Source organism: Plantactinospora mayteni (assembly GCF_016862935.1).
In the GTDB taxonomy this organism is placed as follows: domain Bacteria; phylum Actinomycetota; class Actinomycetes; order Mycobacteriales; family Micromonosporaceae; genus Plantactinospora; species Plantactinospora mayteni.
This window is the reverse complement of record NZ_BONX01000007.1, coordinates 63,600-82,342: the sequence shown is the minus strand read 5'-3', so window position 1 is coordinate 82,342 and position 18,743 is coordinate 63,600. Positions and strand designations below refer to the sequence as shown.

Annotated in this window: 16 protein-coding genes; 5 read left to right on the top strand and 11 right to left on the bottom strand. The window is 71.5% G+C overall.

The genetic code is table 11. From position 1 onward, the window contains the following. Positions 1-35 precede the first annotated feature (35 nt). A complete protein-coding gene (locus Pma05_RS06090) occupies positions 36-1,016 on the top strand; it encodes a UbiA prenyltransferase family protein (RefSeq protein WP_203856307.1) in 981 nt (326 codons plus the stop codon). Here Pma05_RS06090 and Pma05_RS06085 read toward each other — a convergent pair. After that, the gene (locus Pma05_RS06085) at positions 1,013-2,206 is read right to left on the bottom strand and encodes an RNA-guided endonuclease InsQ/TnpB family protein (RefSeq protein WP_203856306.1); all 1,194 of its coding nucleotides are present in this window, start codon (positions 2,204-2,206) and stop codon (positions 1,013-1,015) included. The two genes, Pma05_RS06090 and Pma05_RS06085, sit on opposite strands and share 4 nt — an antisense overlap. A gap of 132 nt (positions 2,207-2,338) precedes the next feature. Here Pma05_RS06085 and Pma05_RS06080 point away from each other — a divergent pair, with 132 nt between their 5' ends. The 4 genes from Pma05_RS06080 (at position 2,339) to Pma05_RS06065 (ending at position 7,561) form a co-directional block, all read left to right on the top strand. Continuing rightward, positions 2,339-3,352 (top strand): glycosyltransferase family 2 protein, encoded by a 1,014-nt coding sequence (locus Pma05_RS06080; RefSeq protein ID WP_203856305.1) that lies wholly within the window; start codon positions 2,339-2,341, stop codon positions 3,350-3,352. Then, complete coding sequence (locus Pma05_RS06075; protein ID WP_203856304.1) at positions 3,349-4,410, top strand: glycosyltransferase family 2 protein; 1,062 nt, start codon at positions 3,349-3,351, stop codon at positions 4,408-4,410. The genes Pma05_RS06080 and Pma05_RS06075 overlap by 4 nt, the downstream gene beginning before the upstream one ends. Further along, on the top strand, positions 4,407-5,750 hold the full coding sequence (locus Pma05_RS06070; RefSeq protein WP_239311757.1) for an endonuclease/exonuclease/phosphatase family protein: 1,344 nt from the start codon (positions 4,407-4,409) through the stop codon (positions 5,748-5,750). The genes Pma05_RS06075 and Pma05_RS06070 overlap by 4 nt, the downstream gene beginning before the upstream one ends. Positions 5,751-6,031: 281 nt before the next feature. After that, entirely contained in the window at positions 6,032-7,561 is a 1,530-nt protein-coding gene (locus tag Pma05_RS06065) for an amidohydrolase family protein (protein WP_372441433.1), read from the top strand. A 68-nt stretch (positions 7,562-7,629) separates the two neighbouring features. On the opposite strand, the gene Pma05_RS06060 is transcribed toward Pma05_RS06065, so the two are convergent. The 10 genes from Pma05_RS06060 to Pma05_RS06015 form a co-directional block, all read right to left on the bottom strand. Then, positions 7,630-8,652, bottom strand: coding sequence for an ABC transporter substrate-binding protein (locus Pma05_RS06060; protein ID WP_203856302.1), 1,023 nt, complete (start codon positions 8,650-8,652; stop codon positions 7,630-7,632). Between the two features lie 587 nt (positions 8,653-9,239). Continuing rightward, positions 9,240-10,349, bottom strand: a complete 1,110-nt coding sequence (locus Pma05_RS06055; RefSeq protein ID WP_203856301.1) for a zinc-binding dehydrogenase — start codon at positions 10,347-10,349, stop codon at positions 9,240-9,242. Positions 10,350-10,399: 50 nt separating this feature from the next. Next, on the bottom strand, positions 10,400-11,590 hold the full coding sequence (locus Pma05_RS06050) for a DODA-type extradiol aromatic ring-opening family dioxygenase (RefSeq protein ID WP_203856300.1): 1,191 nt from the start codon (positions 11,588-11,590) through the stop codon (positions 10,400-10,402). A gap of 23 nt (positions 11,591-11,613) precedes the next feature. Then, positions 11,614-11,868, bottom strand: coding sequence for a hypothetical protein (locus Pma05_RS06045; protein WP_203856299.1), 255 nt, complete (start codon positions 11,866-11,868; stop codon positions 11,614-11,616). Then, positions 11,865-12,572, bottom strand: a complete 708-nt coding sequence (locus tag Pma05_RS06040; protein WP_203856298.1) for an alpha/beta fold hydrolase — start codon at positions 12,570-12,572, stop codon at positions 11,865-11,867. Before Pma05_RS06040 ends, Pma05_RS06045 begins: the two co-directional genes overlap by 4 nt. Beyond that, the gene (fdhA, locus tag Pma05_RS06035) at positions 12,569-13,792 is read right to left on the bottom strand and encodes a formaldehyde dehydrogenase, glutathione-independent (RefSeq protein ID WP_203856297.1); all 1,224 of its coding nucleotides are present in this window, start codon (positions 13,790-13,792) and stop codon (positions 12,569-12,571) included. The genes Pma05_RS06040 and fdhA overlap by 4 nt, the downstream gene beginning before the upstream one ends. 69 nt (positions 13,793-13,861) lie before the next feature. Then, positions 13,862-14,905 carry a Rieske 2Fe-2S domain-containing protein gene (locus tag Pma05_RS06030; RefSeq protein WP_203856296.1) on the bottom strand — a complete coding sequence of 348 codons (1,044 nt, stop codon included), beginning with the start codon at positions 14,903-14,905 and terminating at the stop codon, positions 13,862-13,864. 83 nt (positions 14,906-14,988) lie between these two features. After that, a complete protein-coding gene (locus Pma05_RS06025; RefSeq protein WP_239311755.1) occupies positions 14,989-15,987 on the bottom strand; it encodes a PDR/VanB family oxidoreductase in 999 nt (332 codons plus the stop codon). A gap of 241 nt (positions 15,988-16,228) precedes the next feature. Then, the gene (locus Pma05_RS06020) at positions 16,229-16,903 is read right to left on the bottom strand and encodes a response regulator (protein ID WP_203856295.1); all 675 of its coding nucleotides are present in this window, start codon (positions 16,901-16,903) and stop codon (positions 16,229-16,231) included. Further along, on the bottom strand, positions 16,890-18,710 hold the full coding sequence (locus tag Pma05_RS06015; protein ID WP_203856294.1) for a histidine kinase: 1,821 nt from the start codon (positions 18,708-18,710) through the stop codon (positions 16,890-16,892). The genes Pma05_RS06020 and Pma05_RS06015 overlap by 14 nt, the downstream gene beginning before the upstream one ends. Between the last annotated feature and the right edge of the window lie 33 nt (positions 18,711-18,743).

The window sequence follows — 18,743 nt, the reverse complement described above, 5'->3', positions numbered from 1 at the left end:
GAGTCGAAGGTGTCTGCTGCTGATCGGAGTCGAGGGTGACCGCCGTCGAAACCGTCGTCGAAACCGCCGTCAAGGCCGCCGTACCGGCTGCCCAGAGGCGGAGCCTCCGGATTCCCCGGCTCGCCCGGCAGCTCGTGGTGCTGACCCGGCCCGGCCACGCGGTCAAGAACCTGCTGGCCGTACCGCTGGCGCTGCTCGACACGCCACTGTGGACCGGGTTGGCGGTGCTGCGTACCGGCTGGGCGGTGCTGGTGTTCACGGTGGCCGCGTCGACGATCTACGTCGTCAACGACATCGTCGACCGCCGACTGGACCGCCTCCATCCGGTCAAGCGGCACCGCCCGGTGGCCGCCGGGCTGGTGTCGGTGCCGCTGGCCTGGCTGCTCGCGGTCGGCCTGGCCGGACTGCTGCTCGGGCTGGTGCTGCTCGGCCCCGAGCTGCCGTGGTGGCCACTGGTCGGCTACCTCTGCCTCAGCGTCGCCTACAGCAGGTGGCTCAAGCACCTGCCGATGCTGGACATCTGCGTGGTCGCCGCCGGCTTCGTGCTGCGGGTCCTCCAGGGGTACGCGGCCACCGGGGCGCCGCCGTCCGGGCTGCTGCTCACCGCCGTCTTCGCCGGCTGCCTGGTGCTGATCCTCGGCAAGCGGCGGCACGAGCTGGCCGCCGCCGGATCGGCGCACCGGCCGGCGTTGGCCGGCTACAACGTGCTGCTCGCCGACCACCTGCTCGGGCTGAACACCGCGCTGGCCGGCACCACCTTCCTGCTCTACCTGAACACCGACGCGCCGCTCGGGGCCTGGCGCCCGGTCACCCTCGCCGTGGTGGTGCCGCTCGGCCTGCTCGCCGCGTTCCGCTATCTCCAGGCTGTACTGGTCCGGCAGGCCGGCGGGGATCCGATCCGGGCCCTGCTGCGGGACCGGATGATCGTGGCCAGCGGCGTCCTGATCGGCACCACGCTGACCCTGGCGGAACTCGGTGCCCGCTATCCCGCCCTGCTGAACTGGATGGACCGTTAACGCTTCCCCATGGCTGGAAGCCGGGGGATTTCTGGCTCGGACCGCACGAGAGCGCCGTCCCGGAAGGAGGTGATCGCATGTCTCACGTCGTCAGCACCAGCACGGCCGCGCTCTGCCGTGGCGAGGATCGTCCCCGCGGCGTTCCGGTTCCGACACGCGGTATACCCGCAGTCGTCGCACCGGAAGACTCTGACACCCAGCCCGAGGCGGTGCTTGGCTCTCGTACCACAACGCGAGCAGGTCATCGTAGTGAAAGCGGGCGGCACCAACACCACCCTCCGGCCCGCCCGCAAGCCACGGTCGACCAACTCCCGCTTCGCCGCACCGATCGCCGCATCGGCGGCCTTGCGCGCCATCCGGGACCTGGCGAGGAACCTAGGCTTGAAGTCCTCCACGGCGATGGTCGCGTGGTTGTCGACGACCTTATTCGCCCAGACCCGGGCGTCGTGGATATTCTGCCGAGCCGCCCTCTTCGCCCTCTTCGCCGCCCGACGCTTGGCCCGCAGGTAGCCGTTCGACGGCGGGGCGCCCTTCACCCGGCGACGCCGGGCCATCCGGCGCTGCATCTTTGCCAGTTCGGCGGCGCACCGTTTCCGGTGGCCGAGGTACGGCAGGTCGTAGGCAGCATCCGTCGTGGTCGCGGTCGTCGTGACACCCCAGTCGATACCGATCGCCCCCTCGACGTCAGGCGCGGGCGTGGTCTCCCGGCGGACGACGAAGGAGGCATACCAGTACCCGAGGCAGTCCTGGTAGATCCGGACACTGGTCGGATCGGACGGCAACTCGCGGGACCAGACGACCGGGATACTGATGCCGCCGGGCAGCCGCAGCCGCTGGCTGCGGATCGAGAATCCGCGCGTCGTGTATTCGAGGCTGGCCAGGGTGTCCTTACGCCGCTTCGGTCTCGGCCGGCCCCGTCCCTTCACCTTGAAAGAGTGCTGAAGAGCCAGAGCGTAGGTACGCAACATCTGCTGCTGCGCGACCTGGGAGCCCTCCCGCAACCACGACGAACGGGCCCGCGCCTCGGTCAGCAACTTCGACAACCTGCAGAACGTCGGCCCACGCCCGGATCGCTGCTGGTGGACGGCCTCGTTCCACAGCCAACGACACCGCCCCCACTCGGCCAACAGCGCCGCCTCCGCAGTCGCGCCAGGGCGCAACCGGAAGGTGTACCGCACCGTCTCGCCCACACCTAGCAGCATCCCAGCCGCATCCGACAGTTTCGCCCACGGAGGAGTCGACCCCATGCCGAAAACCAACACCACGCCGGACCGCCCATTCCTCCCCCTGGCTGAAGCCAGGGGTTTCTCGGGCGGCTCTTGATGAACACACCGCTCGTCTCGGTCATCGTGCCGAACTACAACTACGCCAGAGCGCTCGGGCTCTGCCTCGGCGCGCTCCGGGCCCAGACCTATCCGCACCTGGAACTGATCGTGGTCGACGACTGTAGTACCGACGACTCGGTCGCGGTCGCCGAGTCGTACGGGGCACGCGTGCTGCGTACCCCGACCAACTCGGGACCGGCGGCGGCCCGGAACCTCGGCGCGGCGAACGCGCACGGCGAGGTCCTGTTCTTCGTCGACTCGGACGTGGCTGCCAAGCCGGACGCGGTCGCCAACGCGGTCGAACTGCTCGACGCCGACCCGGAGATCGGGGCGATCTGCGGCAACTACGATCCGGTGCCGCTGGTCCGGGACAGCCTGCTGGAGGAATACCGCTGCCTCCAGCAGTCCTACTGGCTGATCGCCGACGAGGGGCGGATCTTCACCCTCTACACCGCGCTGCTGGCGATCCCGGCCCGGGTCTTCGCCGAGGTCGGGCCGTTCAACCCTCGGCTGCGGGAGACCGAGAACGCGGACTACGGGATGCGGCTCGCGCAGCGGTACCAGATCTGGCTCTCCCCCCGGGTGCGCGGCGTGCACGACCACGACGCCGACCTGGGGGTGCTGGTCCGCAAGGTCTTCACCCGCACCGCGCTGCACATCCCGATGTACGCCCGCAAGCCGGAGTTCCCCGGCGGGCTGAGCAGCGGGCCGCGCGCCTGGGTGAGCGTGGCCGCCCTGCTGACCGTGTTGACCCTGGTCCTGCCGGTGCTGTTCGGCCCGGTGTACCTGGCGGTGCCGCTGGCCGCGCTCGCCGCCTGTCTCGCCGGCGACCTGCCGATGTACCGGTTCGTACGCCGGGAACGCGGGATAGGATTCCTGGGCTATTTCGTCGCGATGCACTTCTTCCTGAACCTGGTGATCGCGGTCGCCGCGATCTCCGGGGTGGCCGCCTGGCTCGCCTCGGGCCGGTTCCGTGGGCTCTACGACCGGCCGGAGGTGGCCACCCGATGACGACGGTGAACGGTGCGCGACCGGGCGACGGCCCGCTGGTCTCGGTGATCGTGCCGAACTACAACTACGCCGAGTCGCTGGATCTCTGTCTGCGGTCGATCCTGGACCAGACGTACCCGAACGTCGAGATCCTGATGGTCGACGACTGCTCGACGGACCAGTCCGTGGCGGTGGCCGAGGCGCTCGGCGTACGGGTGGTGAGCACCGGGCGCAACGGCGGCTGCGGCCGGGCCCGCAACATCGGCGCCGCGCACACCACCGGCGAGTTGATCTGCTATGTCGACTCCGACCTGGTGCTGGCGCCGGACGCGGTGGCGAACGCGGTACGGCTGATCCTCGGCGACCGCCGGATCGGCGCGGTCTGCGGGATCGAGGACCCCGAGCCGCTGCTGCACGACACGGCGGTGGCCCGGTACCGTGGCCTGCAATATCACTATTGGTCGATCAGCTCGGAAGGTGACGTGTCGTTCCTCTTCCCGGCCGTCTGCGTGCTGCGCCGGCCCGTATTCGAGGAGATCGGCCCGTTCAACCCGGAGCTGCGGCACACCGAGGAGGTCGACTACGGCTACCGGCTGAGCCGCCGCTACCGACTGGTGCTCACCTCGCTGGTCCGGGGCCGACACGACCACGACCACGAGCTGCGCGGGCTGCTCCGCAAGCTGTTCCACCGGGGCCGGCTGCGGATTCCGCTGTACGCCCGGGCCCGCCGGTTCGGGCAGGGCTTCGAGACCGCCGCCCGGGCCTGGGGCAGCCTGGCCGCGTTCGGGGTACTGCCGGCGCTAGCGCTGCCGCTGCTGCTCGGCCCGTGGGGGCTGGTCGTCCCGGCCGGGCTGCTGGCCGCCTCGCTGGCCTGCGACGCCGGCATGTACGGCTTCGTCCGGCGCCGGCACGGCGTGGCCTTCCTGGTCTTCTTCGCCGGGCTGCACTTCCTGGTCAACGTCACCATCACCGCCGGGGTCGCCACCGGTACGGTGCAGTGGCTCGCCTCCGGCACGTTCCGCCGGCTCTACGACGCCTCGTTCCCGGTCGACCCGACCCCGCTGCGGGGCCCGGCGTGACGATCGCCGCCCCCGGCAGCGACGGACTACTGCCCGGAGGACCGGGCACCGCCTCTCCGGGCACCGGCTCTCCGGCCACCGGCTCTCCGGGCACCGTCGCCCCGGCCGAGGCCAGCACCACCTCGCCGGCCAGCCACCCGGGCTCGGTCAGTGGCGGCGCGGGCTCGGTCAGCGACGGCGCGAGTGCGGTCAGCGGCACGGAGTCAGTCAGCGGCAGACGGCCGGTCAGCGGCGCACCGTCGGCCGGTGCGGGGCCGGTGGCCGGGGGGTCCCGGGCGGGGCGGCGTGGGTGGCGGTGGTGGCTCTACACCGGACTGGTCGCCGCCGGGGCGCTCTGGCTGGCCTTCACCGTGGCGCACCTGGTGCTCAGCGGTCAGTGGTGGCTGTGGCTGGCGGTCGACGCGGTGCCGCCGCCGGCCTTCCTCGGCGTACCGCTGCTGTTGGCCGGGGCCGCCGCGCCGTGCCGCCGGTCGCGCCGGCCGGTGGCGCTGCTGGCCGCCGCCGCGCTGCTGCTCGGTGGGCCGCTGGCCGGACTGAACCTGCGCGGGTTCTCCGATGGCGACGGCCCGGCCCCGGCGGACGCGGTCCGGGTCTTCAGCTGGAACACCGGGTACTGGGACGAGGGCGGCCAGACCGACGTGCTGTACGCGATGCTCCGGGCCGCCGACGCCGACGTCTACCTGCTCCAGGAGTACTGGTACGAGCACTCGTCCGGGCCGGATGTGGCGGAGTTGGCCCGGCTGCGCGCCGAGTTCCCGGGCTTCCACGTCGCGGTCGTCGGCGAGTTGGTGACGCTGTCCCGGTACCCGATCCTGCACCAACTGCCGCTGGACGCCCCGGACATGCCGCCGCCACTGTGGGGCACGACCGAGCAGTGGCGGTACAAGGTGCTGCGTACCGATCTCGACCTGGGGGCGGGGCGGGTGCTGTCGGTCTACAACCTGCACATGCCGGTGCAGTTGGTTCCGGACCACAGCCCGCTGGGCGGGGAGTTCTACCGGGTGATCCGGCAGCAGCACACACAGCGCGAACCGCAGTGGCGGGCGCTGGCCCGGGACGTGACGGCAAATCCGCTTCCGGTGCTGGTCGCCGGCGACCTCAACACCAGCCCGGCAATGGGTGACCTGGCCAAGCTGCCCGACCGGCTCCGGGACGCCAGCTACGCGTCGTCGGCGCGCTATCCGGCGACCTGGTCGGACGCGTCCAGTTGGCCGCGCTGGTGGCGGTTGGACTGGGCGTTCGTCTCGGCGGCGGTCCGGGTGCACTCCTACCGGATCGGCGGGTCGACGAACGGCGTCTCCGACCACCGCCCCCAACAACTGGTGGTCTCGCTGCGTTAGCGCATCGACCCCGGTCGGACCGTCGGCCGGGGTCGATGGTCGGGCGTGCTGGTTCTGTTGATGGCGGCCGGCAGGCTCAGCAGCATCAGCACGAACGCCCAACCGAGCAGCCTGAACCGGTATCGCCGGTTCAGGCCGCCATTCCTCGCTCCGCCAAGCGCGGGCGCGTAGTGGGGGGGTAGGCCCTACCTCCGTTCCGGGACCTAGGTCCAGTGACATCGCGCCCGATCCCGACGAGCGTGATTGGCACACGGTGACGGCAGCTACCAGAGGAGGAGTTAGTGCTGCACAGCATCTCTCGTCGGAATGTCTTGCGGGCCGGGTTGGCCGCGGGCGCTGGCGCAGTGATAGGACTGACTCAATCGGCGCCCGCGAGTGCGGCGAGGCGAAGCGTGATCGCGTTCGTCGGGGTCACGGTGATCGACACCACCGGTGGGCCGTCAAGGCCAGACCAAACCGTGGTCGTCGAAGGGGATCGGATCATCGGGCTGGCTGGGCGGCACGATATCCGCGTACCGGCTGGTGCGACGGTCGTCGACGGCACGGGAAGGTTCCTGATCCCGGGTCTGTGTGACATGCACGTCCACAGTGACGTGCATGAGGCGATCATCCCACCGCTGTACATCGCGAACGGGATCACCACGGTGCGCGAGATGGCGGGAGCCGACCATCTCCACCGGTGGCGGGATCGGGTCGAGGCCGGCAGCCTACTGGGCCCACGCTCGATCATCGCGAGCCCTTTGATCGACGGCGCGCCGAGTCTCTGGGCGGACCTGAACGCGGTGTCGTACATCGAGGTGACCAACGAGGCGGAGGCGCGAGCGGCGGTCCGCCGGGTCGTGCGGGAGGGTGCGGACTTCGTCAAGGTCTACTCACGACTGTCTCCCGAGGCATACTTCGCCGTTGTCGACGAGGCTCGACGCCAACAAATCCCGTTCGCCGGGCACTGCCCTGACAACGTGCCGATCACCGAGGCCAGTCAGGCCGGGCAGCGCAGCCTCGAACACATGTGGGGGACGTGGTATTCGACCTCCAGCCGGGAAGCGGAGATACGCCGGGCGATCGCCGAGATCCGGATCGAGCCTGGTGACTACAATAGCTGGTTCAACCAGGTACATCCGTTGAACTGGCTGGCCGCGCAGAGCTACCATCCCGGCAAGGCGGCTGCGGTCTTCGCCGGATTCGTCGCCAACCAGTCCAGGCAGGTCCCGACCCTCATCGCGATGCGGGCAATCGCCATGCCCGACGAGGTGTCGCGAACCGACGAGCGGCTGAAATATCTGCCGGCCGTCACGGCCGGGGAATGGTGGTGGGCGCTGGACGAGTTGTTCGCGGCCGGCCGCGGTCCGACCGAGGTTGCCCAGCACCGGGAGCTTTTCGACCGCCAGCTCCGGCTGGTCGACGAGATGCGCCGGGCCGGGGTGCCGATGCTGGCGGGCACCGACAGCGCCACGCCGGGGTGCTTTCCCGGGTTCGCCTTGCACGACGAGCTGGCGCTGCTCGTGCGGGCGGGTCTCACCCCCATCCAGGCGCTTCAAGCGGCGACCCTCGAGCCGGCCCGGTTCCTCGGCCGGCAGGACCTCGAGGGGACGATCCGGCGCGGCAATCTGGCCAACCTGGTGCTACTGGACGCCAACCCGCTCGACGACATCCGCAACACCCAGCGGATCCGGGCGGTGGTGGTGCGGGGCCGATACATCTCCGCCGAAGAGCGGGAGCGCATGCTCGCCGAGGTCGAGGCCGCGGCGAGGGCGGTCCCCGCCGATGCCCCCGCCACGGTGGGCTGTCCCTGCATGGGCCGACCACGCTGATCACTGCCACTACTCTGATCACTACCCTGCGGTACCTGCGTATCGCGGGGTAGTGATCAGCTCCGTGGTCAGGAGACGGTCGGGGCGTAGTCAGCGTTCAACCACTGCACCGGGTCCTTGCCGGCCGGTACGAGCCCGGACTTGGCCATCTCGTCGTACGTCGAGCGCCAGGTCTGCGGGTTGGTGTGTACGACCTTGTCGACGCCGTCCACGGTCCACGACTTCACGAAGAGCTTCAGCGCCTCGACCGCGACTCCCGGATCCTTGAAGGACGGGACGTCGTGCTTGCTGCCGATCAGCCGCAGCGTCTCCTTGAACTCGTTCTTCTCGTCGTCGACCATGAAGGTGATCGCGTCGGCGATCGCCTGGAGGAACTTGCGGATCCTGTCCTGGTTGCCCGCCTCCGCCAGTTGCGCCTTCGAGGTGGCGTACGCCTGGCTGCCGGCCGCGATCACCGAACTGGGCGCGAAGGCCACCGCGTCCGGCTGCTGCTGGAGCACGGACAGCGAGGTGTCCAGCGAGACGATGTAGCCGTCGATCCGACCCGACTTCACCAACTCGAACACACCCGGCGCCAACCCGACCACCTGCCGCTTAACGGAGTCCTTCGGGATACCCGCCGAAGCCAGCACCAGATCGAGGGTCTTCTCGCTCGTCCCACCCGTCGACGGCAACCCCATCGTCACGCCCCGGAAGTCCTCCGGCTTCGTCAGCGGCTTCCGCTTGCTCGACATGAACCGCAGCAGGCCCTGCTTCTCCACCCCACCCAGATTCACCAACGGAGCGTTCTTGTCCGAGATCGCGGTGATCGTCTCGATGTCACCGATCTTCGTCAGCAGGGCCGAGCCGGCCAACACCGTCTGGATCGCCGGCGGGGAACCCTGGGTCACCTGGAACGTGACGTCCAGTCCCTGCTTGGCGAAGTGACCGCCGGTGTCCGCGAGCAGTTCCGGTGCGTTGGAGATGCTCGCCAGCGGGATGACGCTGAGGAAGGTCAGCTTGGACGAGCCACCGCCGGAACCGCCGCCGCCGGCGGCCGAGTCGTCGCCGCAGGCCGCCAGCACCGGCGCGCCGAGTCCGAGCGCGACCATACCGAGAAACGCCCGGCGACCGTGGGGAAGTGAACTCTTTTCGACCTCCCCCTGCGGTCCGTCGTGGCCGCGGGCGGAAGTCGGGGCGCACCCGCCGCGCGGTTCAGATGGAAGAAGGTTCAGTGACCGAAGCCCGCGGTTCCGGGAAGCCGACGTGTCCATTCGCTGTCTCCTATGCGTCAGGTGCCCAGGAACGGGCAAGCGAGCCGTCGGAGGTCCGGCAACGGGACGCGGCCCTGGCGGGACGTCACGACGGCGGTGCTGATTTCCGGCAGGTTGCGGGCGTCGATCGCGGCGCGGACCACTGTCGACGGTCGGGCTGGGCGTCATCCGTAGGAGGGGCGACCGGTGCCCAGGGGATGCGTGCAAGAGTCGTACCTGGTGGTGCCGCCGCCCCTGGTCGTGTCGACGCCAACCGGCGGTCCGCGACACTCCAGGTCGACCGGGATCCCTGACGTTCGTCAAACGTTACGTCCCGGTTAAAATATGAAACGGTACGGGACCGGTCGATACGCAAATGACGGGCCGCCACCGCCAGTCCGGGTCGGTCCAGCCAGGTCAATTGACTCGTGCAGGCCGCGCCCACGTCACTCCAGGTCGGCGACCTCGACCACGGCCCGCCCGACGATCTCGCCCCGGTCCAGGGCCGCGTACGCCGCCGCCGCGTCGGCCAGGCCGTACCGCCGGCTGATGACCTGGCCGGGCCGGATCACCCCCTGCGCCACCAGGTGCAACAGCGCCGGCATGTCGGTACGGGCCCGCGCGCCGTACGAGCCGAGCACCTGGAGCTTGCGCCGGACCAGCCGGGTGATGTCGATCCGCCCGGTCACGCCGGCCGGGGCGATCCCCACCATCACCGCCCGGCCACCGTCACCGAGCAGGTCCAGGGCCAGTTCGAAGGTCTCCGTCCGGCCGAGCACCTCGAACGCGACGTCGACACCCCGGCCGCCGGTGATCTCGGCGATCCTGGCCCGGACGTCCTCCCGGGCGGCGTCCACCAGGTGCGTCGCGCCGAGGTCGGCCGCGGCGGCGAGCTTGTCCGGGCTCCGGTCCACCGCGATCACCGTGGCCGCGCCGCTGGCCCGGGCGAGCGGCACGATGTTGGAGCCGACCCCGCCGACCGCGACCACCGCCACCGTCTCGCCCAGTCGCAGCCGGGCGACGTTGTGCACCGCCCCGTAGGCGGTGAAGACACTGCACCCGAGTACCGCCGCGTCCCGCAGCGAGAGGTTGTCCGGCACCCGGAACACGGCGGTGGCCGGTACGACGGCGTACTCGGCGAGGCCGGCCATCGAGTACATCCAGACCGGGGAGCCGTCCGGCCGGGCCAGCCGGGTACGCCCGTCGTAGAGCGTGCCCCGCAGCCGGTTGTACGCGAAGAACGGCTCGCAGAGATCCTCGTGCCCGCGTACGCAGTGCCGGCAGGCGCCGCACGGCATGATGAAGCTGCCGGCGACCCGGTCCCCCTCGGCGAGGCCCGTGACCCCGGCCCCGGTACCCCGGACCAGCCCGGAGACCTCGTGCCCCAGTACCGCAGGGGTGGGAAAGGCCACCTCGCCCTTGAGCACGTGCAGGTCGGTGTGGCAGACCCCGCAGGCGGCGACCTCGACCAGTACCTCCCCGGGCCCCGGCTCCGGACGGACCAACTCCGCCAGCCGCAGTTCCCCCGACGCGCCGGTCAGCAGCACAGCTCTCACGGGTAACCCTTTCGTCTGGCAGGTCGCGCCGGCTGACAGGTCGCGCCGGCTCAGGTCGAGGTCGGGAAGCTCGGCGGTGCCGCCTCGACCGTCGCGGTGGGCGGGGCGGTCCCGGTGGGCGCGTCCTTCTGGAGTTCCAGCGCCACGACCTGCCGGGCGGAGAGTGCGAGCAGTGGATGGGCGCCGACCAAGACAAGTTCGTCGAAGCCCTCGGCCAGCAGCGCCCGGCGTTCCGGATCGGTCAGCTCGGCCGCGCCGACGACGGCGGCCCGGTTCCGGACGAACTCGGAGCGGAAGGCCGGGTTCACGATGATCTGGTGCAGCAGCCGGTTCAGGGCAAAGCTGCTCGGCTCGGGAAACCTGTACCAGCGGTAGTCGGTCTGGGTGAAGACGTGCCCGCCATAGCGCGGCACCGTCGGCTCCGGCGGCGGCGCCGTGGCGGCGACCGGCGGGACGAGCTGCACCACGCCGTGCCCGTGGTGCGAGAGCGCCTGGTAGGAGAGCATCGACGCGGGCAGTTCGCCGGTGATGCCGAGCATCACGAACCAGGTGAGCAGTTCCCCCTCCCCCACCTCGTCGAGCTGCACCGGGGTCAAATCCAGCAGTTCCTGCCAGCGGCCGGCGCCGACCTCCTGCAACACCCACTCGTCGAAGGAGAGCTGCGGGTCGTGGTAGCGGGCGGTGCCGGGGAAGTGCGACATGCCACCGCTGGCGAGTACGGCGACCCGCTCCGGCCGGGACGCCAGCACGTCGGCGATCGCCCGGCCCAGCGCGTAACAGCGGCGCGGGCTCGGCAACGGTGGCAGGTAGACGTTGACCAGCAGCGGCACCACCGGAATCGGCCGGTCCTGTAGGACGTACTGGAACGGGGTGAGGAAGGCGTGCCCGAGGGTGCCCTCCTGGGAGAAGGTCATGTCGAAGTCGCGGGCGACCAGCCCCTTGAGCAGGTCCACCGCGAGATCGGTGTGCACCGGCACCTTCCGGTGCACCCGCCCGGCGTAGTCGGCCTCGGCGTGCTCGCCGACGAAGACGGTGAAGGTCGGCGCCGCACCGAGCCAGAACGTCTCCAGGTGGTCGAGACCGATCACCAGCAGCACGTCCGGCGCCGTCTCGTCGAGTACCCGGCCCAACCGGTGCAGCGCGTCGGTGCCCCGGTCGAGCTTCGCCAACTCCTCGTTCTGCGGCCGGCTGATGAGCTGCGGCGCGTGCACGGCGGCGGCTGCCGCGACGATCTCAGCCATGTCGGCTCCCCGATGTGCTCATGTCACAGTCCTCCCTCTCGGTCCGGGCCGGCCATGGTGGGCGACCTGGCGCCTCCCTCTCGGTCCGGGCCGGCGTGGTGGCTCTGCGGGTGGCCGTCCAGCCAGTCCCACATCGCCACCGGGTCCGGGTCCTGGTGCCGGGCGCCGCAGAAGCAGGTACCGGTGAGGTCGGTCGACCCGGGCGTCCAGGTGGCGGAGAACTCCGGCACCGCCGGCCCGTCCGCCGGCCGGACCCCGGCGTCCGGTCCGTTCGTCATCGCAGTCGCAGCAGTGTCTCGGCGAGCGCCTTCGGGGCGGTCACCATCGCCTCGTGCCCGGTAGGCAGTTCCACCACCGGCCAGCCACGCTCCCGGGCCCGCCCGGCGTACGGGGTGAAGACCCGCATCCAGTCGACACACTCGACGAACGCCCCGGGCACCTTGTCGACGGCGGTACCGATCCGCAGCGGTTCGGTGTAGCTGCGCCACGGGTGCGGGGTCAGCCTCGGGGCGAGCCAGGCCAGGTCCTCCGGTTCGGTGACGCCGAGCACCTGGAGCGAGCGCGGCGGGATCAGCCAGCCGTGCCCGGCACCGGCGACCGAGTCCCGGTAGTGCCCGGCGATCCGCTCGGGCAGCAGCCCGATCCCGGACTCGCCGTCGGCCGGCAGGAAGGCGTCGAGGTAGATCCGCCGGGCCACCTTCGCCGGCCGCCGGTCGGCGACCCCGGTGACCACCAGTCCGGCGTAGCTGTGCCCGACCAGCACCACCTCGCCGTCGGCCTCGGTCTCCACGTCGATCGTCCGGAGCACGTCCTCGACGTGGGTCTCCAGCCCGACCAGCGGGCTGATCAGGTGTGCCCGGTCGCCGACCCCGGTCAGCGTCGGCGTCAGCACCTCGTGGCCGGCCGCCCGCAGCAGCGGGGTGACCCGTCGCCAGCACCAGCCGCCGTGCCAGGCACCGTGCACCAGCACGAACGTGCTCATGCGGTGCTCCCGACCAGGCCGTGCGGGTCGATGACGTACTTACGGGCGGCACCGCCGTCGAAGTCCGCGTAGCCCCGGGGCGCGTCGTCGAGCGAGATCACGGTGGCGCCGACGACGTCGGCGATCGAGACCCGGTCGTGCAGGATCGCCGTCATCAGTCCCCGGTTGTAGCGCATCACCGGGCACTGGCCGGTGGTGAAGGAGAGCGACTTCGCCCATCCGGTGCCGAGGCCGAGGCTGAGCGAGCCGCGCCGGGCCGGCTCGTCGACCGCGCCGGGGTCCTCGGTGACGTACAGCCCGGGGATGCCGATGGCGCCGCCGGCCGCGGTCAGTTCCATCAGGGAGTTCAGCACGGTGGCCGGTGCCTCCTGGGCCGCACCGGCACCATGACCGCGCGCCTCGAAGCCGACCGCGTCGACCGCGGCGTCCACCTCGGGTACGCCGAGAAGCTGCGCGATCTGGTCCTTCGGGTCGCCGAGCGAGACGTCCACCGCCTCGAAGCCGGCCTTGCGGGCCCGGTCCAGCCGGTCCGGGACGAGGTCGCCGACGATCACCACTGCCGCGCCGAGCAGCCGGGCACCGGCCGCGGCGGCCAGCCCGACCGGACCGGCCCCGGCGACGTACACGGTGGATCCGGGCCGGACCCCGGCGGTGACGGCGCCGTGGAAGCCGGTCGGGAAGATGTCCGACAGCATCGTCAGGTCGAGGATCTTCGCCATCGCCTGGTCGCGGTCGGGAAACCGGAGCAGGTTCCAGTCCGCGTACGGCACCATCACGTACTCGGCCTGGCCGCCGACCCAGCCGCCCATGTCGACATAGCCGTACGCCGACCCGGGGCGATCCGGGTTGACGGTGAGGCAGATCCCGGTCTTGCCCTCCTTGCAGTTGCGGCACCGGCCGCAGGCGATGTTGAACGGCACCGAGCAGAGGTCGCCGAGCTTGACGAACTCGACGTCCCGGCCCACCTCGACCACCTCGCCGAGGATCTCGTGCCCGAGTACCAGGTCGCGGGGCGCACTGGTCCGGCCCCGCACCATGTGCTGGTCGCTGCCGCAGATGTTGGTGGTGACCACCTTCAGGATCACCCCGTGCTGGCACTGCCGGCCGACGTTGGCCGGGTGCACCCCCGGCCCGTCCCGCAGTTCCAGCGTCGGGTACGGGATCTCCTGCACCTCGACCCTGCCCGGCTCGACGTACGCCACCGCCCGGTTGCCTGCCATCGCCACCCTCTCCCGTCGTCTCGTCGTCCGCTCGCCGTACTCGTCCCGCCCGTCCTGCTCGCCGGGCGGCTACCGGGCCGCCGGCATCCGACCGGCCGCCGCTTCCTCCTCCGCCGCCTCGGCGGCCAGCATCTTCCGGAGTACTCGCCGGCCGCGCAGCGCGGCCAGGTCGGAGCGGATGCTCGACTCGGCCACCCGGCGCCGCTCGGTGGCGTACATGACCTCCTGCACCTCCAGCGCCTGCACGTCCTCGGCCATCACCGCGAGCTGCTGCTCGTGCTGGAAGGTGGTGAGCTGCTCGTCGTCGATCGCGTAGTCCCGGGCCAGCGCGTAGAAGTCGTGGCACTCGTGCTCGGTGGCCGGGGTCATTCCATAGAGGACCTTCATGTGGAAGCCCTCCGGCTCCTCGGTGCCGGTGGCGGCCAGCCGGATGTTCAGCACGAAGATCCCCGGCGGGTGGAACTCGCCGTCCTGCCAGCGGTCGACCAGTCCGGTCAGCCCCATCGACTTCTGGTAGAACGGCGGCGCCGGCACCCCGATCATGCGGCGCTGGAAATAGACCTTCGGGCCGGCGGTGGTGACCTCGATCGGGGTGGCGGCCACCGCCGCGTTGCCGATCGTCGTCGGGTGCAGGAACGTCTCGTGCGACAGGTCGAGCAGGTTCTCCACCAGCAGCAGGTGCCGGGCCTTCAGCGGCAGTACGCCCTGGACGTGTGTCCAGTTCGGATCGGTCAGCCAGGAGGTGTCCGGAAGCTGCGACTCGTCGGCCCGATCCGGGTCGCCGGGCCAGATCCACACGATGCCGTCCCGTTCCAGCAGCCGGAACCGCCGGGCGGCGGCCCGGGGCCGGTCCTGCTGCTCGGCGACGCCGACGCAGGCGCCGGTGCCGTCGAACCGGTAGCCGTGGTAGTTGCACTCCAGCACGTCACCGTCGAGCCGGCCCAGCGAGAGCGGGAACTTCCGGTGCGGGCAGCGGTCCTCCAGGGCGACCGGGGTACCGTCGCCCAGTCGGTACAGGCAGACCGGGTTCCCGGCGATCCACCGCTGGGTCAACGTACGCCCGACCTCGTCGGACCAGGCGGCCAGGTACCAGCCGTTCTGCACGTGTGGCATCAGATCTCCTTGACAGTCTCCGGGACGCCCCGGACCCGGCCCGGGTACTCCCACTTCGCCGACGGCATCGCTGCGGCCACGGCTCAGAGGTCGAGGACGAGACGGTCACCGCGGGCCCGGGAAACGCAGATCATCATCGTGTCGCCGGCCGCCCGCTCCTCCTCGGTCAGCAGCGAGTCCCGGTGCTCCGGCACGCCGTCGAGCACCGTCGTCTCGCAGGTTCCGCAGATCCCCTCGGTACAGGAGGAGAGGACGTCCAGGCCGGCCCGGCGTACCGCGTCGAGGATGCCGCACCCGGCCGGCACCGGGACGGTCAGCCCGGACGCCTGGCAGAGCACCTCGATGTCCCGGTCCGCCCCGTCGTCGACCGGCTGGCTGACGGCGGTGAACCGCTCGACCCGCAGGGTTCCGGCCGGCAGCGACCGGCAGCGGTTCTGCATCGCGTCGATCAGTCCGGCCGGCCCGCAGCAGTAGACCAGGGTGCCCGGCCCGGCGTCGGCCAGTACCCCGGCCAGGTCGAGCAGGCCGGACTCGTCTTCGGGGCGGATCCGCACCCGGTCGCCGTACCGGGTCAGTTCGTCGAGGAAGGCCATCGAAGAGCGGTGGCGTCCGCCGTACCACAGCGTCCAGGGTCGGCCGGCGCGGTCGGCCGCGTGCACCATCGGGAGTACCGGGGTGATGCCGACGCCGCCGGCGACGAAGACGTACCGCTCGGCGTCGACCAGTGCGAAGTTGTTCCGGGGGCCGCGCAGGGTCAGCGAGGTCCCCTCGACGGCGTGTTCACACAGCCACCCGGACCCGCCACGTCCGGCCGGCTCCCGCAGTACGCCCAGCCGCCAGCTCCGGTCGTCGGCCGGGTCGCCGCAGAGCGAGTACTGCCGGACCGCTCCGGTCGGCAACAGGACGTCGACGTGGGCGCCGGGAGTCCACTGTGGAAGCGGCTCGGTCGCCGGTCGGGCCACGGTCAGCTCGACGACGTCGGCGGCGGCCATCCGACGGCCGACCACTGTGACGTCGATCGGCTCGGCCGGGCCCGGCACCCGGGAGACGGGTGCCACCCGGGCCGGCGCTGCTGGTCCCACCGCCAACGAAGTCCCTCCCGGCCGGCGGGGGAGCCTTCCTCCCCCGGCACCGAACGTTTCCGACCTGGGCGGCGCGTGCCCGCGCCCCGCGTTTCCCGGGGCCGCGGGACCCGCGACGGGGAGGTCGAAAAGAGGTTCACGGCGAGACTAGGTCGGCCGAACGGGCATGGGCCTCACGCGAATGACGGCACCCGACGGACACTCTGGAGCAGTCCGGCTACGTCATCCGTCGCGTTCGGCGTCAGTCCGCGCCGGGTGGCGGCACCAGCCCTTCCCGGATCGCGACCAGCGCGGCCTGGGTCCGCGACGAGAGGTTGAGCTTGCTCAGCACGTGACTGACGTGGGTACGCGCGGTCCGCTCGCTGATCACCAACTGCTCGGCGATCTGCTGGTTCGACCGGCCCTGCGCGACCAGGGCGAGGATGTCCCGCTCCCGTGGGGTGAGCGCGGAGAGCCCGACGTCCCGGGAGACCATCTGCCGGGTCAGTCGACGGGTCACCGCCGCGTCGAGGTGCACCTCGCCCCGGGCCGCCGCGAAGATGGCCTGCATGACCTCCTCCGGTTCGGCGTCCTTGAGCAGGTAACCGGCGGCACCGGCCTGCAACGCCGTCTGCACCCGCTCCACCTCGCCGAAGCTGGTCAGCACCACCACCCGTACCTCGGGGTGGCGGCGGGCGATCTCGCGGGTCGCCGCGATCCCGTCCATCCGGGGCATGACGAGGTCCATCAGCACCACCTCGGGCGCCCGCCGCTCGGTGGTCAACCGGGCGATCCGGTCGAGCGCCTCCTGCCCGTCACCAGCCTCGGCGATCACGTCGATCCCGTCCACCACCTCGAGGTACGCGCGCAGGCCACGGCGTACCACCGCGTGGTCGTCCACCACGAGTACGCCGATCCGGTTGTCACGGTCGGTCAAGCCGGCTCCTCTGCTCGCGGTCGCCGGCACCGGGTTCGGCGCCGGCCAGCAGTCGGGGGAAGACGGCCCGGACCTGGAACCCGCCGTTCGGCAGTCGGCCCGCCTGGAGCGACCCGCCCCACCGCTGGGCGCGTTCCTTCATCGACACCAGGCCGAGCCCCAGGGTGTGGTTGCCGCGCCGGCCGTCGCCGCACCCGTCGTCCCGCACGTCGAGTTCCAGTCCTTCGCCGGCCGGCCCGGTGACCCGCAACCGGACCCAGGCGGTCTCCGCCCGGGCGTGCTTCACCACATTGTTCAGCGCCTCCTGGACGATCCGGTACAGGTCCTCCTGCGCCTCGGTCGGTACCCCCTCCAGCGACTCCGGCAGCCCGATCCTGATCCTCATCCCGGTACGCGCCTCGGTGGAGCGCACGTGCATCCGGAGCACCTCCAGCAGGCCGGCGTCGACCAGCTCGGCCGGGCGCAACTCGAAGATCAGATCGCGGAGGTCGGCCAGCGCCGTCCGGGAAAGGGTTATCAGCTCGTCGGCGATCGGGCCGAGGTCGCCGGCAGACTCCGGCGCCCGCTGGTTGATCCTGGCCCGGAGCGCGGTGGACTGCATCCGCATCGAGAAGACCCGTTGCACCACCGAGTCGTGCAGGTCCCGGGCGAGGCGCTGGCGCTCCTCCCGGCGCGCCTCGTCCCGGGAGGCGGCGAGCAGTCCGGCGTAGTCGACGGCCATCGCGGCCTGGTCGGCGATGGCGGTCAGGAACTCCAGTTCGGCCGGGCCGGGGTCCTCGCCGGGGGTGAAGAAGGCGTTCAGCACCCCCACGCAGGAGTCCCGGGCCGACAGCGGCATGCTGACGAAGCTGTCCCAGTCGACCGCGCCCATGATCCCGTGCAGGGGTACCCAGGCGGGATCCGCCATGATGTCCGGCTTGCGATGCAGTACGACGATCGGTTCGCACCGCACCGCGGCCTCGAGCATCTTGAGTTCGGCGCCCCGGCGGCGGCACTCGGCGAGCTTCTCGCTGAAGCCGTCGATGTCGAAGAACCCGGCCTCGCCCATCATCCGCAGTTCCCGCTCCTCGCCGTGCAGGGTGAGGATCTGCACCGCGGCCAGCCCGGTGGACTCGAAGACCGCCCGGGCCAGCGCGTCGAGGGTGGCGCTGAGCTGGCCCGCGTCCGCGACACTCGACGCGGCCCGGGCGACGGCGGCCAGCCGCCGCTGCTGCCGGCGGCTCTCGGTCAGGTCGGTGATCGACACGACCACCCGCCGGGCCCCGTCCACCCGCACCCAGGCGGCCCGGTACTGCACCACCCGGCGCGTCCCCGAGCCGTCCAGGCTGACCCAGGCGTCGTGCGGACCCGGCTCCCGGCCGCCGAGCACGTCCGCGAGCGCCTGGCCGGGCGAATCGGCGAGCGTCTGGCCGGGCAGGTCGGCGAGCGTCTGGCCGTCGGGATCTGTGAGCGCCCGGCCGGGCAGATTCGCCAGCGTCTGGCCGTCGAGATGCGTGAGCGCCTGGCTGGGCAGGTCGGTGGGCGCTCCGCCAGGAAGGTCGGCGGCGTCGCCGGGCTCTGTTGGTGCCGGGTGGTCCGGTGGGGTGTCGTCGAGCGGGGTCAGCTCCCACGGCCAGGGCCGGCCGAGCAGTTCCGACGCCGGCTCACCGAAGAGGCTGGCCGCGCCGGGGCTGAGCCAGACCACCCGGTGCCGCTCGTCCAGCAGCGCCAGCCCGCCGGCCGCGACCCGTCCGACGGCCTGGAGCAGCGCGAACTCGGGCCCCGGGGCGGCGGCCCCGGTCCGGGCTCGCGGTAGCGCCGTCGTCATGGTCCTTCCTGTCCCGCCGGCCGACGATTGCCG